Annotated in this window: 16 protein-coding genes; all 16 read left to right on the top strand. The window is 39.7% G+C overall.

Annotated elements, in window-relative coordinates; genetic code table 11:
• The first annotated feature begins 390 nt into the window (after nt 1–390).
• The 16 genes from MKY20_RS19555 (at nt 391) to nagA (ending at nt 15,280) form a co-directional block, all read left to right on the top strand.
• The gene (locus MKY20_RS19555; RefSeq protein ID WP_019381990.1) at nt 391–987 is read left to right on the top strand and encodes a TetR/AcrR family transcriptional regulator; all 597 of its coding nucleotides are present in this window, start codon (nt 391–393) and stop codon (nt 985–987) included.
• Nucleotides 988–1,030: 43 nt separating this feature from the next.
• Nucleotides 1,031–1,948, top strand: a complete 918-nt coding sequence (locus MKY20_RS19550; protein ID WP_071156511.1) for a macrolide 2'-phosphotransferase — start codon at nt 1,031–1,033, stop codon at nt 1,946–1,948.
• A gap of 140 nt (nt 1,949–2,088) precedes the next feature.
• Entirely contained in the window at nt 2,089–2,424 is a 336-nt protein-coding gene (locus tag MKY20_RS19545; protein ID WP_341002541.1) for a rhodanese-like domain-containing protein, read from the top strand.
• Between the two features lie 98 nt (nt 2,425–2,522).
• Nucleotides 2,523–3,572 (top strand): LacI family DNA-binding transcriptional regulator, encoded by a 1,050-nt coding sequence (locus MKY20_RS19540; protein ID WP_341002540.1) that lies wholly within the window; start codon nt 2,523–2,525, stop codon nt 3,570–3,572.
• A gap of 94 nt (nt 3,573–3,666) precedes the next feature.
• Nucleotides 3,667–4,941: a Gfo/Idh/MocA family protein gene (locus MKY20_RS19535; RefSeq protein WP_009330500.1), complete on the top strand. Its 1,275-nt coding sequence runs from the start codon at nt 3,667–3,669 to the stop codon at nt 4,939–4,941.
• 217 nt (nt 4,942–5,158) lie between these two features.
• A complete protein-coding gene (locus tag MKY20_RS19530) occupies nt 5,159–6,409 on the top strand; it encodes an ABC transporter substrate-binding protein (protein ID WP_009330499.1) in 1,251 nt (416 codons plus the stop codon).
• Nucleotides 6,410–6,465: 56 nt separating this feature from the next.
• Nucleotides 6,466–7,419 (top strand): carbohydrate ABC transporter permease, encoded by a 954-nt coding sequence (locus MKY20_RS19525; protein WP_386850021.1) that lies wholly within the window; start codon nt 6,466–6,468, stop codon nt 7,417–7,419.
• 14 nt (nt 7,420–7,433) lie between these two features.
• The gene (locus MKY20_RS19520) at nt 7,434–8,267 is read left to right on the top strand and encodes a carbohydrate ABC transporter permease (RefSeq protein ID WP_009330497.1); all 834 of its coding nucleotides are present in this window, start codon (nt 7,434–7,436) and stop codon (nt 8,265–8,267) included.
• A gap of 283 nt (nt 8,268–8,550) precedes the next feature.
• The gene (locus MKY20_RS19515; protein WP_341002537.1) at nt 8,551–9,282 is read left to right on the top strand and encodes a GntR family transcriptional regulator; all 732 of its coding nucleotides are present in this window, start codon (nt 8,551–8,553) and stop codon (nt 9,280–9,282) included.
• Nucleotides 9,283–9,408: 126 nt separating this feature from the next.
• The gene (locus tag MKY20_RS19510) at nt 9,409–10,320 is read left to right on the top strand and encodes an ROK family protein (RefSeq protein ID WP_217025198.1); all 912 of its coding nucleotides are present in this window, start codon (nt 9,409–9,411) and stop codon (nt 10,318–10,320) included.
• Between the two features lie 36 nt (nt 10,321–10,356).
• Nucleotides 10,357–11,526 carry an SIS domain-containing protein gene (locus tag MKY20_RS19505; protein ID WP_019381998.1) on the top strand — a complete coding sequence of 390 codons (1,170 nt, stop codon included), beginning with the start codon at nt 10,357–10,359 and terminating at the stop codon, nt 11,524–11,526.
• A gap of 20 nt (nt 11,527–11,546) precedes the next feature.
• Nucleotides 11,547–12,020, top strand: coding sequence for a PTS N-acetylgalactosamine transporter subunit IIB (gene agaV, locus MKY20_RS19500; protein ID WP_341002535.1), 474 nt, complete (start codon nt 11,547–11,549; stop codon nt 12,018–12,020).
• Between the two features lie 20 nt (nt 12,021–12,040).
• Nucleotides 12,041–12,817: a PTS N-acetylgalactosamine transporter subunit IIC gene (gene agaW, locus MKY20_RS19495; protein WP_341002533.1), complete on the top strand. Its 777-nt coding sequence runs from the start codon at nt 12,041–12,043 to the stop codon at nt 12,815–12,817.
• A complete protein-coding gene (locus MKY20_RS19490; RefSeq protein WP_071156505.1) occupies nt 12,807–13,682 on the top strand; it encodes a PTS system mannose/fructose/sorbose family transporter subunit IID in 876 nt (291 codons plus the stop codon). The genes agaW and MKY20_RS19490 overlap by 11 nt, the downstream gene beginning before the upstream one ends.
• Nucleotides 13,683–13,703: 21 nt before the next feature.
• Nucleotides 13,704–14,126, top strand: coding sequence for a PTS galactosamine/N-acetylgalactosamine transporter subunit IIA (gene agaF / locus MKY20_RS19485; RefSeq protein WP_019382001.1), 423 nt, complete (start codon nt 13,704–13,706; stop codon nt 14,124–14,126).
• A complete protein-coding gene (gene nagA / locus MKY20_RS19480) occupies nt 14,126–15,280 on the top strand; it encodes an N-acetylglucosamine-6-phosphate deacetylase (protein ID WP_217025190.1) in 1,155 nt (384 codons plus the stop codon). Before agaF ends, nagA begins: the two co-directional genes overlap by 1 nt.
• Nucleotides 15,281–15,286: the final 6 nt, after the last annotated feature.

Here is a 15,286-nt window from a genome sequence, read left to right as displayed (position 1 = left end):
CCATTCGTTAGTTCCCGTATATGTTAGAGAATATATATGTGTTTTTGTAAAACTAATAACTTTCTGGATAATATCCTCCTTCAGAATTGAATCCATGTTAAATTCAATTCTGAAGGAGTCCTAAAAGCCGTAGACTACGTTTAAAGTAATCTATATTGACCGGGATAATGTTAATTGTCCGAATATAAATTGTCCTTATAGATTTTTAGAATTGCTTGTGCTTGTATCTGACAGCTTTGACAGCGGGGCAATGGAGGATTGCGTAGAGTTCTTCCTGTTCTTGTAATCCTATATTCTATTTGACATTTATATTGAGTTTGCATATTATAAAAACAAATAATCAAATTGTTTTTATGTTTATGAGAATTCTTAAGCCAGAGGTGTAAAAAGATGCCGAAATTTTCTGAAGCAGAAAAGGAAAGAATCAGGCAGGATATGCTGCGGAATGCACATCAGCTTTTTATAGCAAAGGGGCTGAAAAATACATCCATTGAAGAAATAACATCTTCTGTATCTATAGCCAAAAGCAGCTTTTATGTATTTTTTGAATCAAAGGAAAAGCTTTACCTTGAGTTATTAACTTTAGAAGGGGAAAGTGTTGAAAGACAGGTATGGCCAAAAGTGAAACAGGAAAAGGATACAGGCAGAGCCATAAAAGTTTTGCTTGATGAAATGTCTTCTGCACTGGAATCAAATGTATTAACACAGAGATTAATCACCAATCTGGAAGAATACAACCTGGTTTCCCGAAAGATAAATCACGAATATACAGCAACGAATACTTTAAGAAGCATTGTTCCCCTTTTGGAATTTATAAAGGAGAATAAGGAACTTAACAAAATCATAAATAAAGATGTAGAAGTAATCGCGGGTGTAATACGAGCATGTTTAGCAATGGTTATTCATAAAAAAGATCTTGGTGAGGAGATTTATCCAGCAGTTCAGGAAATTCTTTTCAATGCTGCAGCAAAAGAACTTACAAGATAATCTTTAATACCAGTATTATTTTTAAAAGTTAGGTTGTGAAAAAATGAGTAGAACGAAAAAGCAAGTGATAGAAATTGCAGAACGTCATGGTCTAATGCTTAAGGGAGACACGTTAGTATTTAATGAATCAGGGATGGACTTTCAGGTAGTTTTTGCATTTGATCTGGAGGAAAATGAGTGGGTGCTTCGATTTCCCAGACGTGATGATGTTATGCCAAGAACGAAGGATGAGAAAAAAGCATTAGATTTGGTGAATAAGAACATAACGAATTACCAGGCACCAGACTGGTCCATTTATACGAATGAATTGATTGCATATAAGAAGTTAAATGGAATACCTGCCGGGACAATCGACCATGAAATTCAAAACTATGTTTGGGAAATTGATATCAATAATGTGCCGAAGAGTTTTCATGAAACCCTTGGAAAGGCATTGGCTGATATTCATAGTATTCCAAAGGATCAGGCGGCCGAAGCTGGATTGGTGGTTCATACACCAGAAGAGCTGAGACAGTCAATGAAAGAGCGCATGGATGCAGTAAAGGCAAAATTCGGAGCAGGTGAATCGCTGTGGAGAAGATGGCAGGCCTGGTTAACCGATGATGAGCTGTGGCCAATGGAAACGGGGTTTATTCATGGTGATGTACATGCAGGCCATACTTTAATTGATATAAACGCAAATGTAACAGGTTTAATAGATTGGACTGAAGCAAAGGTCTCAGATGTATCAAATGACTTTGTATTCCAATATAAAGCATTCGGCGAAGATGGGCTTGAATCCCTCATTAAAGCATATCGGGAAGCAGGGGGATACACATGGCCTAAGATGAAAGAGCACATCATTGAATTGGAAGCAGCATTTCCAGTTGCCATAGCAGAGTTTGCTATAGTTTCCGGGGAGGAGGAATATGTGGAGATGGCAAGACAGGTGTTAGGTGTGAGTGGGAATAATAAAGCTTAAAAATGAAAAACAAATGGGTCTGTCCATACTGTAAATGGTATTGTGCAGCGTGGACGTCCTATCTTAATTCTTTGAATCGTGAGAAATCCTTCCATCTGTCGTAAAATTAAATTAAAGTTAAATTGAAGGAGCAGATTAAATTGGCACTTAACAAAATTACTCCAAAAGAATTATATGAAAAAATGAAGCAAGAGAATGTCACCTTATTAGACGTAAGAGCAGAGGAAAAATACAAAGCGTATCATTTAGAAGGTTCTAACATCGAAAGTTTAAATATACCAAAAACACATATCTTAAATCACACTTTCGATGCCAAAACTGACTCTTTGCCACAGGGGAAAGAAATAATTGTTGCATGTACAACAGGAAATTCAGCTGCTCGGTGTGCAGCCGTCCTTTCTGAAAAAGAATTCAATGCTACTGTTTTAGTGGGTGGGATTACAGCCTGGAAGGAGTTTATTAGAAATAAATATTAAAAGCTATTGACTTAAAATAAATCCAGGTGCTATAGTCTATTTAAATTCAAAAAATTCCGGCGATTACTGCAGGAAGTTACAGCCTAGAGGTGTGTTTTGTGGTTAGATTAAAGGATATTGCGGAGTATGTTGGAGTTTCTATTTCTACTGTTTCCAGAGTCATTCAGAATGACCAGACACGGAATGTTAACCAGGAAACGAGAAATAAAATTTGGCAGGCTGTCAAAGAGCTGGGGTATACACCTAATCAGCATGCAAGAAATCTGGTTAGCAACAGACAAAATAAAAGTGATGCCAGGACAATGAAAATTGGATGGGTTGCCAATCCTACACAGGCTGAAATCAACCCATACTTTTCTAATATCTATACTGGTATTCGTGATACTTTAACAGAAAATGATTATACATTGATAAGTATTACGAAGGATGAGATTGAGAATGAAGCACTTCTTCTTAAGACCATTCATGATCTGGGTATTGAAGGACTGCTGCTGATAGACAGTATTGATGAGAGCTTAATTGATTACATACAGCAAACGATTCCTGTTGTGGGACTTGACTTCTACTATTCCGATAAAGATATTGCCATAATAGATTATAATCGTGTGACCGCATTGGAAAAAGTTGTACAGCATTTAGTGAGTCTGGGGCATCGTGATATTGGGTTTATCGGCGGTGGAATAAATGAAGCCTTCCAGGACTTAAATGAAGAATTACGATTTAAAGGTTATCAATCTGCTATGAAAGAAGCAGACCTTTCTATTCGGGATGAATGGGTTATCAATACCAGATGGAAAATGGAAAACAGTTATGAGGGAATGAATCAGCTCATTAAAAGCAGTCCGGGAGATTTGCCGACAGCTATGGTTTGTGCAAGTGATTTAATGGCACTGGCCGCAATGAGAGCAGTTATAGAAAATAAGTTAAGAATACCCGAAGATATTGCTTTCTTTGGAGTGGATAATATTGAAATGGGGAAATATTCATCACCGCCGCTTTCAACAGTAGAAATCCCAAAATATGAAATGGGGAAAATGGCCGCGAAAACGATTATGGAAATGGTAGAGGAAAAAGTAGTACTGCCAATCAAAATTATTTTACCATTTGAGTTAGTTATTCGTGAATCATCTTCTAAAAAACGGACCTAATCGGTTCTTTTTTTTAAAAACGCTTGGAAAACGTTTGGATAAAAAAACGGAAAATTTCCGGATTTATTTGGCTCAATAGAGAGGGGAAATTTACATGAAGACAATGACAGCGCTCCTTATAGGAGCTGGAGACAGAGGGGCGAGAGCATATGCACCGTATGCGCTCGATTATCCGCATGAACTAAAGATTATTGCTGTTGCAGAACCAAATAAGGAAAGGAGAGGGAGAATCCAGCAAGAACATCAGATTCCAAATGAAAATTGCTATGAATCATGGGAAGAGATCTCACAGCTGGACAAACAAATTGCCGATATTGCCATTATCTGCACCCTGGATAGAAATCACTTCAAAGTTACCATGAGAGCTTTAGAGCAAGGGTATCATGTCCTCTTGGAAAAACCAATGTCACCAGACCCGGTGGAATGTATATTAATGGAACAGCAAGCTAAAACATATGACCGGCAGCTGACCATCTGCCATGTGCTCAGGTATACCGACTTTTGGAAAGCTATTAAGAAGGTAATTTCCAGAGGGGAGATCGGTGATGTTGTATCTCTTCAATTAAATGAAAATGTTGAAGTTATGCATATGTCACACAGCTTTGTAAGAGGCAATTGGAATAACAAAGAAAAATCAAGTCCGATGATCCTCCAGAAGTCCTGTCATGACATGGATATCATTTCATATATACTGGAAAAACCATGTAAACGATTAAGTTCGTATGGATCCCTGATGCATTTTAAAGCGGAAAATGCCCCGGAAGGAGCCCCATTGCGATGCTTGGATGGATGTCCTGCCGAGCTGGAGTGTCCATTCCATGCAGGACGGTATTATCTCGGTGAAGGAAGAGGATGGGCAAAAAAATTCACAGAAGACTATACAAATGAAGGCATAATTGAAGCCTTGAATAAAACCCCTTATGGAAAGTGTGTATATCGTTCAGATAATAATGTCGTTGACCATCAGGTCGTCAATATGGAATTCGATGGCGGGGCAACTGCAACCTTTAGCATGTGCGGCTTTACAAGAGAACAAACTCGAATCGTACAAATAATGGGAACCAAAGGTGAAATCCGCGGGAACATGGAAGAAAATAAAATCACAATTTATGATTTCCTAACCAGGCAGGAAACTGTGATCCATTTTGGTCAGCCAATAGGCGGGCATGGCGGTGGAGACCGCGGAATTATGAGACTTTTCCTGGAAGAAGTCCGGAACGGTAATAAAAATGACAGTGTTACTTCTGTTTCCGCATCTGTAAGAAGTCATCTAATGGCATTCGCGGCGGAAGAGTCACGATTAAACCAGGGACAATCTATCAATATAGATGAATATTATCTTGGTTTAATTGGCAATATACAAGTTTAAAAGTTTGTGAGCACAGCTCTTTAAGAAGTGTTGTAATATATTTGACCAGTTAAGATTGTTCTTAATGCAGAAAAATGGGTGTTTGGAAAACGTTATCCAAGGAGGTGGTGAACGTTATAAAAGTCATATTGTCCATAACATTTTGATTCATCTAGAGATAAACCCCTTATGTTTAGAGTTAGGTTAACAAAAAACTTTAGGAAAGAAGGGAAATGGGATGAAGAAATGGATCATCATGCTGGTAACCGTTGTATTAGGTTTGATTGGTTTATCTGGCTGCAGTGATAGTGATGCAGCATCCGGCGGAGAAAAAGATGGCAAGGTTGAGATTACGTATGGTTTTTGGGATAAAAAGCAGGTTCCTGCGATTGAAGAAATTATTAAGCTATTTAATGAAAAATATCCGGATATTAAAGTGAAAACAGAAATCACTCCTTATGGCCAATACTTTCAAAAGCTCGAAACAGCGGCAACGGGAGGTGCTTTGCCAGATGTTTTATGGATGAATGGTGCACACGTTGTTCAGTATGCAGAAGGGAAGGTCATTCTCCCATTAAGTGAAATGGCGGAAAAGGACAACTATAGCTTAGATAATTATCCGGAATCATTGATTGATCTGTACACGGTAGATGGAGATATTTATGGGATCCCTAAAGATTACGATACAACTGGGCTATGGTATAACAAGAAAATCTTCGATGAAGCTGGAGTGTCCTACCCGGATGAAACATGGGATTGGGAGAAATTGAAGGAAGCAGCAAAACAGCTGACTGACAAAGAAAAGGGAATTTGGGGCTATGCGGCATTGATGGGGAATCAAGGCGGATATTATGATTTCATTTGGCAGAATGACGGCTATATCATTTCTAAGGATAGTAAGTCTGTAGGGTTCGACCAGCCTGAAGCAATCGAGGCATTAGAATACAATGTCAGCTTTATTAAAGAAGGACTCTCTCCTACTCAAGCACAGATGACCGAAACGGCGGCTTCTGAATTATTTTCTTCTGGAAAGATAGCGATGATGTTTGATGGTCCTTGGATGGTTCCTGAATATAAGAAAAATCCCGATTTAGATGTAGCGGTGGTTCCACAAGGGAAAAAACGTGCCGTTTCTATTCACGGGCTTTCCAATGTAATATCTTCGAATACAAAACATAAAGAAGAAGCCTGGAAGTTTCTTCAATTCCTTGGTTCTAAAGAAGCAGCAGAAGTCTATGCCAAGACAGGAACCGTTATTCCTGCATTTAATGGTACACAGGATGCATGGAAAGAATCAGTCCCTAATTTAAACCTTCAAGCATTTATTGATGGAGCAGAATATTCAGTGCCTCTGCCAAGTGTGGAAAACACGGGGGAAATCTGGCAGTACGAAACAGATGTACTTAAAAAGGCGTGGAGTGAGGAAATAAGTATTGAAGAAGCAGCAGAAGAGCTGACAAAGAAAGCAAATGAGGCATTGTCCAAGTAATTACTAATTGAAGAGAAGGATTTTGCTATTCTTCTCTTCCATTCTTATAAGGAGGGATGACTTTGAAGGAAGTACCTCTTCAGACAGAAGTAAAATCAGCCAAAAGGATTAAGGTTTCGAGCCTCGCCAAAACAAGGAAGCGTTCAGACTATTTTTGGGCTTATCTTATGATTGCACCTACAATGCTGGGATTGTTTATTTTTTATCTCTGGCCCATTGTTCAGAATTTTTACTTTAGCTTCACCGAATGGGGTGCATTTGGACAGTATGAATGGACAGGCTTAGACAATTATAAGAGATTGCTTGAGGATGCAACTCTCCTGCAAGCATTTAAAAACACAAGCATCTATATCATTTTTACCGTGCCGATTGGAATTTTCCTTTCCATTATTGTGGCTGTTCTTTTAAATCAGAATATCAAAGGTAAATCTATTTACCGTACTTTATACTTTTTACCAGTCATCACTATGCCAGCTGCCATTGCGATGGTCTGGAAATGGCTATATAACGCAGACTATGGGATGTTTAATTATTTATTATCATTGGTCGGAATTGACGGGCCACAGTGGGTAAGTGATCCCAATATTGCTTTATATTCGATTATCGCAGTAGCGATTTGGAGCGGTATTGGCTACAATATGGTCATTTTTCTTTCAGGGCTGCAAGGTATTCCAAAGATGTATTATGAGGCAGCAGAAATAGATGGGGCAGGCCCTGTCACTGTATTTTTTAAAATTACACTGCCGCTGCTTTCACCGGTTATTTTCTTTGTGTCCATTATGTCACTGATTGGTGCTTTTCAAGTATTCGATTTGATTTTCATGATGATTGGGAAAAGCAGCACCGCGCTTGAAAGTACACAGTCTATAGTCTATTTGTTCTATCAGCATGCATTTGTATTAAATGATAAAGGATATGCTGCGGCTATTGCCGTTCTTTTATTAGCGGTCATTTTAATTATTACAGCCATCCAAATGGTTCTTCAGAAAAAGTGGGTTCATTATGATTAAAGGGAGTGGTGTTGATGGACAGAGCAATTAAGCTTATTACAAGTAAAACATTCCTTTTCCATTTCATCCTGATTATTGGGGCTGCAGCAATGGTTCTGCCCTTCCTATGGATGATCCTTACCTCGTTAAAGACATATGCTGAGTCGATTCAAGTCCCCCCGGTTTTGATTCCCGAAGATTTTCAATGGGGAAATTATAAAGAGGTATTTGGACTCCTGCCCTTTTTCAAATTTATGTACAATACCGTAATTATTACAGTTCTTCGAACAGCCGGCCAATTGTTCTTATGTTCATTAGCTGCATATGCATTCGCCAGAATTGAATTTCCGGGAAGGAACATTCTATTTTTGTTAGCGCTTACTGTTTTAATGGTGCCTGGGCAAGTTTTTCTATTGCCGCAATATATGATAATGGTGAAATTAGGCTGGCTCAATTCCCTTCAGGCCGTCATTGTACCGGGTTTATTCAGCGCGTTTGGCACGTTTCTATTGAGGCAGTTTTTTATGGGACTGCCAAAAGAATTGGAGGAAGCAGCCAGACTAGATGGCTGTAATCATTTCCAAATTTATTGGAAGGTGATGCTCCCGCTTGCAAAGCCGGGTTTAATCGCTCTTGGGATCTTTACAACACTCTGGAGCTGGAATGAATTGATGTGGCCGATGATTGTCAATAGTTCTCCTGAGTCTATGACTCTATCAGTGGGATTATCCTCACTTCAGGGTCAATTTTTGACTAATTACCCAATTCTAATGGCTGGATCATTCTTAGCCATCTTGCCAATGCTAATCTTGTTTATCTTCCTGCAGAAGCAGTTTATTGAAGGGATTGCTGTTACGGGAGGAAAATAAAAAGAAAATTATTTTATATTTTTTCAGATTCAAAAAACTCCTCTTTTGGTTTTCTATAAGTTTTATTTGAATCCACTTAACCCAACAATCCATCTTCGAATAGTGTTTATTGGAGGCGGGTAATAGATTATGGGCTAATTTCAGACTTTTATCGAAAATGCCCATTAATTGATACCCTATAAAACGGGTTGTTGGGTTGACACAGTAACTTGAAATGGTATAATTTAATTAAATTTTCAAATAATTAATATTGCTAAAGCACGAACTGGAGGAAATGGATTCAATGAAACAATTGCAGCACGATAGTATTATCCCGCTTTACCATCAGCTTAAAGAGATATTAAAGGATTCGGTAGACAATGGTAATTGGAATACTGGAGACAAAGTTCCTTCTGAAAATCAATTAATGGTAGAGTATGGGGTAAGCAGGAATACAGTAAAAAAAGCGATCGAAGAGCTTGTTCAGGATGGGGTTCTGTATAGAATCCAAGGAAAAGGCACTTTTGTTTCAAAGCCCAAGTTTCAGCAGCCATTAATGGGTTTTTATAGTTTTAGCAAAGTCCTTAAAGAACATGGAATGAATCCTAAAGACATTATTATAGATATTCGGGAAGTCAAGCCTGGTGCCAAAATTAAAGAAGGGCTGCAAATGAAAAATGACAGCAATGTCATTGAATTAAAACGCTTGAGATGTGCGAATGACGAACCCTTTATTCTGGAATCATCTTTTTTTACAAAAGAGACGGTACCTGATATGACCAAGTTAAATGAAGTTGGTTCGATATCACTATATGATTTGCTCGATCAGCAATTTAATGTTGTCGTTACGCGAGCAAAAGAAGCTTTTGAACCAGTTCTAATCCGGGGAGATGAGAGCAAGTTTCTTCAAACCAAGGAAGGTCTTCCTGCATTACTATTAGAAAGGACAGCATTTGATAAAGAAGGTAGGCCTGTAGAGTTTTGCCGATCTATTGTCCGCGGTGACCGCTGCCGTTTCTATACTGAACTGACCTAATAAGTATTAATGACTCATAGTGTCAAGGCTATGAGTTAAATTTCCCATTAACTTGTACCAACAACCCGTCTTCCTATAGACGGGTTGTGATGAAATTGTTGAAAGCATTCAGAAGGGAGTAGAAATATGACAGCATTAGTAGCTGACATCGGCGGTACAAAGATCGCAGCTGCCTTTGTTTCTGATAATGAAAAGACATTAAAACAACGAGTACAGGCTGGCAGTATATCACTTGATGCAAATGCGCTATTTGAACGTATACTTGCCTTGTTTTTTCAAATAATGGAAGCCGAAAAACTAAAACCGGAAGAAATCAGCTTCATTGGATTGGGGATTCCAGGAAAAGTGGATTCAGTTAATGGGCTTGCTGTTTATCAAAATAATCTGCCATGGAGGAATTTTCCCCTTAGAGAAAAGCTCAAGATATTTTTTCCTAATGCAGAAATAGTGATGGATAACGATGTGTATATGGCTGCTTATGGTGAATGGACTGAATGGAAAATGGCAAAGGAGACTTTTGCCTATGTAACGATTAGTACGGGTATTTCCTCATGTCTGCTATCTGAAGGTAAGTTTTTGCGAGGAGCAGGAATTGCTGGAGAGATCGGACTCACCCTATTGGATAATGGGGATGAACTCATAAGCTTAGAGAATCTTGCTTCAGGAACGGCCATTGGAGTAAAAGCAAATAAAATATTTAACCCGGGATTCACCGTTGCTGAAGTGATGGATCTATATCATCGTGAAGACCTTCAGGCCTCTGAGATGATTCATAGAGCTGCAAGGTGTATTGCAAGAGGATTACATCAGCTATTTACCATAGTCGATCCACATTTGGTCGTGGTTGGTGGAGGGGTTATTATTAACCAGCCTGAATTTCTTGATCTTATAAAACAGGAACTTAAAAATATAGTGCAAAACCCGCTCCAGGAGGGGATTGAAAAAAGGGTGCATTTAAGCAAGTTAAAAGCGGATGCCGGATTATTTGGATGTCTGTATCGAACTTCGGTAAAAAGGATGGGAAACAGCCCTTTATAAGAAAGTTAATAGATATCAAGAATGGAGTGAATTCCTATGGGTTCAGTAAAAAATTTACACGAAGAAGAACTAAAAGGCGCGCAGCACACTGTAAAAGAAATTCTTCAACAGCCGGAACTCTGGCTTCAGACAGTTAGTATTATCGAAAAACAAAAAGCGGTCATTAAGGATTTTATCAGTCGAAAGCTGATTGCCAAACAGGCACGGATTATTTTTACTGGAGCAGGTACATCGGCATATGTTGGGGATACTTTAACACCTCATTTAAGAAAAGAACTCCCTTATCAAATTGACTCAATTTCGACTACGGATATTGTTACAAACCCGCTGAATTATTTGAAGCCAGAGGTTCCCACCGTTTTAGTATCATTTGCCAGAAGTGGAAATAGCCCTGAATCAGTTGCTACTTACAGTTTGGCTAAAAAGCTGATCAACAATGTTAGCCAAATAATCATCACATGCAATCCAGATGGACAGCTTGCAAAGGAGGCTGGAAAAGACGAAAATTCTTTGCTCCTTTTAATGCCGAAAAAAGCAAATGACAAGGGGTTTGCGATGACAAGCTCTTTCAGCTGTATGTACCTTTCTGCTCTCCTTACTTTCCAGTTAAATCGATTCGAAGTGTTAAAGAAAAAAGCAGAAGCTGTTTCCAAAAACGCTGAGAGCATTTTAACCACGAAATATGAAACGTTAAAAAGTATTGTCAGCCTCAATAAGAAAAGAGTTGTGTATCTTGGTTCGTCAACTTTAAAAGGCTTGTCCCAGGAGGCGAGCTTAAAGCATTTGGAGCTTACTTCCGGGAAGATACCAACATTTCACGAATCGGTTCTTGGGTTTAGACATGGCCCGAAGTCACTGGTTGATGACGAAACCCTGATTTTCGTTTTTATTTCCAATGATCCTTATACCAGAAAATACGAGATTGATTTATTGCAAGAGTTAAAGAATGATGGCGGCAGTAAAACAGTGGTAGCAATTGCAAACACCATTGATGAAGGAATTGATGAATTATGTGACTGCGCCTTTATTATTCCGGAACAGGAGAATATTCACCTGGAAGACCACTTGATTGCATTGAATTACTTAATTATCGGACAGTTATTTGCGTTGTTTAACTCCATCCACCTGGGTGTGACACCTGATAATCCTAGCCCAACCGGAATAGTTAATAGGGTTGTTAAAGGAGTTAACATATATAACTTTTAAAAAAAGAGGGGGAATACAAAGTGCCAAACATTTTATTGACACGAATTGATAACCGGCTTGTCCATGGTCAGGTAGGTGTTACCTGGGTTAATCACCTTGGGGCTAACCTCATTGTTGTAGCAAATGATGAGGTAGCTGAAGATGAAGTACAGCAAGACTTAATGGAAATGGTAGTCCCTGAAGCAATCGGTGTCCGTTTTTTCTCGATCCAGGCAACTGCAGACATTATTCATGATGCATCAGAAGATCAATATATCTTCTTAGTTTCTAAAACTCCTCAGGATGTCCTGAGGCTTGTCGAAGGAGGTGTTCTGATCGACAAAGTGAATATTGGAAATATGCACTATTCTGAAGGGAAGACACAAATTTACTCCACCGTTTCTGTTGATGATGCTGACAAAGAAGCATTTCGCAAACTAAAAGAACATGGTGTGAAACTCGAAGTGCGCCGTGTTCCTGATGAAAGGCCGGATGACATTTATAAATTCCTTTAAGGGAAAGGATGGTGTGAAGGATGGATCAGGAAATATTGCTTCAGGCATTGTTGATTGCTATATGGGCTGGCATTGCCGGCATCGACTTATTTAACGGTTTGTTGCACATTCACCGCCCCATTGTAACTGGAGTCATCGTTGGGTTAATTCTAGGCGATTTGCCTACTGGTGTGATGACTGGGGCTGCAATTGAATTAGTATGGGCAGGAATGGTACCGCTTGCAGGAGCTCAGCCTCCAAATGTAGTTATTGGCGGAATAATTGGTACAGCATTTGCAATTTTGACTGGGCAGGAGCCTCAGGTTGCAATAGGAGTTGCTGTTCCATTTGCCGTTGCAGTCCAGGCGTGCATCACATTAATGTTTACAGCCTTTTCTCCGGTCATGCATAAAGCGGATAAATATGCCGAAGAAGCAAATACAAAAGGCATCGACAGGATTAATTACCTGGGAATAGCAACTTTATTCGTTTTCTATTTTGTGGTTGCATTCCTTCCGATCTACTTTGGAGCTGAGGCAGCCAAGAATGTAGTCGAATCACTTCCAGCCTGGATCATTGCAGGTCTCGGTACAGCTGGCGGTATGATGGCAGCCATTGGGTTTGCCATGCTTTTAAAAATTATGCTTAAGAAACAGTATATTGCCTATTTTATAGTTGGATTCATCCTTGTTACTTATTTACAAATGCCGATTATTGCTGTCGCGCTAATCGGTCTGGCAATTGCTATGTATGACTTTTATAAAACATCTGGCGGCCAGGGAGCTGCTATGAGGGGGGCGAGGGGCCGTGGCATCTGAAAATGCAGCGATTGAACCGGAAATTTCTGTTCAGGCAAACAATCCTGAGTTTTATGAAGATTCTTCAGCCGAACAGTTAATTACAAAAAAAGACCTCAACAAAATGGTCTGGCGCTCACTATTGCTTCAGGCATCTTTCAACTATGAAAGAATGCAGGCAGCAGGCTGGCTATACTCTATTCTTCCAGGACTAAAGAAGGTTCACAAAAATAAGCATGACCTTAGTGAATCAATGAAAAGCCATATGGAATTCTTTAATACCCATCCTTTTCTAGTAAACATCATTATGGGAATTGTCCTCGCAATGGAGGAGAGAAAACAAAACCGGAATACCATACGTGCTATCCGGGTTGCCATGATGGGTCCCCTGGGTGGTATCGGGGATGCCTTGTTTTGGTTAACACTTCTGCCTATTTGTGTTGGTATAGGTGCTTCGCTCGGAGCAGATGGCAATCCAATAGGTGCACTTGTGTTCCTTATTATATTCAATGTCGTCCATTTTGGACTGCGCTTCGGTCTTATGCGATATGGCTATAATGCTGGAACCAATGCCATCAGCTCATTAAAAGAAAACACCAAGAAAGTGTCTCATGCTGCCTCTATCGTTGGCTTGACAGTGGTAGGCGGGCTTATTGCCTCATTTGTGCAGTTAAAGGCAAATCTGGTCATTCATGCAGGCAAAGCTGAAATTGCCCTGCAGGAAGATTTGCTGGATAAGATCATGCCAAACATGCTGCCGTTAGGCTATACCTTATTAATGTATTACTTGCTAAAAAGAGGCTTGTCCCCTGTTATTTTAATTCTGATTACAGTTGTTATTGGCATTATTGGTAAGATACCATTCCCATTCGGCACCATTCTTTAAACGGGAGTGAGGAGGAAAATAATGAACGGTTTAATTGTTTCAGGGCATGGTTCCTTTGCTGCAGGTCTTCACTCTTCATTGAAGTTGATTGCAGGGGAACAGCCACGTATAGAGTATGTTGATTTCTTAGAATCAGAATCTACATCAGATCTTGAAGTAAAGATGAAAGCAGCATTGGCAAACTTAAAGTGCTGCAATGGGGTACTCGTTCTGTGCGACCTTGTGGGAGGTTCGCCCTTTAAAACGGCTGTTTCTCTAACAAACGACAAACAGGATACTGCTGTTATTGGCGGAGCAAATCTGGCAATGGTTATGGAAACCGCCATTATCAAAGACAATGTCTCCATAGACGAACTAAAAGAAATAGCCATCACTTCAGGAAAAGAAGCGATAAAATGTTTCCAGAAATCTGATCGCCTCAAGAGAGATGGAGCAGGTATTTAATGGAGGCTATTTGTGCAGATAAAATCTATGGCCCTAACAGCAGAATACATTCAGGATTTGTGATTTATAAGAATGGATTCATAACGGATATTACGGAAGAGGAACCAGACTGCCAGATACATGATTTCTCGGGATTTTCCGTTATCCCTGGTCTTATTGATATTCATATCCATGGCATTTCAGGGAATGACACGATGGATGCAGCGCCGGAAGCTTTGCAGGAGATTTCTATATCACTTGCAAGGCATGGGGTGACGTCCTTTTTGCCTACAACTCTTACGCATGATTTTGAGAAAATAAAGGCTGCCGTTAGCGAGATTGGCAGACAAATAGGAAAGACAGCTGGAGCAGAAATCCTCGGTTCGTATGTTGAAGGACCTTATTTAGCCTCTGAGCACAGAGGCGCGCATCCTGTGAATTACATGCGAGAAATATCAATGGAAGAAATTGATGAGTTAATTAAAGCATCCCAAAATACGATTAAAATTCTAGCGCTGGCACCGGAAAAGGAGATGGCTTTAAAGGTTATTCCCTATCTGAAAAGTCTGGGAATTCTTGTCTCACTGGGACATACCAATGCAGACTATGAAACTGCCAATCTGGCAATAGATAGCGGGGCTAGTATTTCAGTTCATACGTTTAACGGAATGCGTGGATTCACCCATCGTGATCCGGGATGTCTGGGAGCTTTCCTGACAAATGAACATATTTTTTGCGAGTTGATAGCTGATTTGGAACACGTGCATCCAGCAGGTATTCAACTGCTTCACAAAGCAAAAGGAGCAGACCAGATTCTATTAATTAGCGACAGTATGGCCGCAGCGGATTTACCGGATGGGAAGTATAAGCTTGGAAGCCTAACTGTCAGAGTAAAAGACGGAATAGCCAGAACAATGGAGACTGGATCCCTGGCAGGCAGTACTGCAAATTTAATGAGCTGCTTAAGAAACACAAAGGAGGTTCTAGGGCTGCCGCTTGAATCCATTTTGCCGATGGCTACTATAAATCAAGCTAAATTGCTGGGTGTTGATCATGAAATCGGCACCATTGAAATTGGAAAAAAGTTAAATGCAGCTGTTATTGACGATGCATTCAATGTAATAGCCACCTTTGTTAATGGAAAAGTTGCTTTTATGGAGGAGAAAATAAATTGAGTAAAA

The organism is Cytobacillus sp. FSL W8-0315 (assembly GCF_038002905.1).
Taxonomy (GTDB): Bacteria; Bacillota; Bacilli; order Bacillales; family Cytobacillaceae; genus Cytobacillus; species Cytobacillus pseudoceanisediminis.
This window is presented reverse-complemented; position numbering and strand designations above follow the sequence as displayed.

Excerpts from the sequence above, each read along its gene's own strand:
- MKY20_RS19550 (WP_071156511.1), top strand. The coding sequence starts at position 1,031 with ATGAGTAGAACGAAAAAGCAAGTGATAGAAATTGCAGAACGTCATGGT.
- agaF (WP_019382001.1), top strand. The coding sequence starts at position 13,704 with ATGAACGGTTTAATTGTTTCAGGGCATGGTTCCTTTGCTGCAGGTCTT.
- MKY20_RS19515 (WP_341002537.1), top strand. The coding sequence starts at position 8,551 with ATGAAACAATTGCAGCACGATAGTATTATCCCGCTTTACCATCAGCTT.
- MKY20_RS19510 (WP_217025198.1), top strand. The coding sequence starts at position 9,409 with ATGACAGCATTAGTAGCTGACATCGGCGGTACAAAGATCGCAGCTGCC.
- MKY20_RS19555 (WP_019381990.1), top strand. The coding sequence starts at position 391 with ATGCCGAAATTTTCTGAAGCAGAAAAGGAAAGAATCAGGCAGGATATG.
- nagA (WP_217025190.1), top strand. The coding sequence starts at position 14,126 with ATGGAGGCTATTTGTGCAGATAAAATCTATGGCCCTAACAGCAGAATA.
- MKY20_RS19535 (WP_009330500.1), top strand. The coding sequence starts at position 3,667 with ATGAAGACAATGACAGCGCTCCTTATAGGAGCTGGAGACAGAGGGGCG.
- MKY20_RS19530 (WP_009330499.1), top strand. The coding sequence starts at position 5,159 with ATGAAGAAATGGATCATCATGCTGGTAACCGTTGTATTAGGTTTGATT.
- agaW (WP_341002533.1), top strand. The coding sequence starts at position 12,041 with ATGGATCAGGAAATATTGCTTCAGGCATTGTTGATTGCTATATGGGCT.
- MKY20_RS19525 (WP_386850021.1), top strand. The coding sequence starts at position 6,466 with ATGACTTTGAAGGAAGTACCTCTTCAGACAGAAGTAAAATCAGCCAAA.
- MKY20_RS19505 (WP_019381998.1), top strand. The coding sequence starts at position 10,357 with ATGGGTTCAGTAAAAAATTTACACGAAGAAGAACTAAAAGGCGCGCAG.
- MKY20_RS19520 (WP_009330497.1), top strand. The coding sequence starts at position 7,434 with ATGGACAGAGCAATTAAGCTTATTACAAGTAAAACATTCCTTTTCCAT.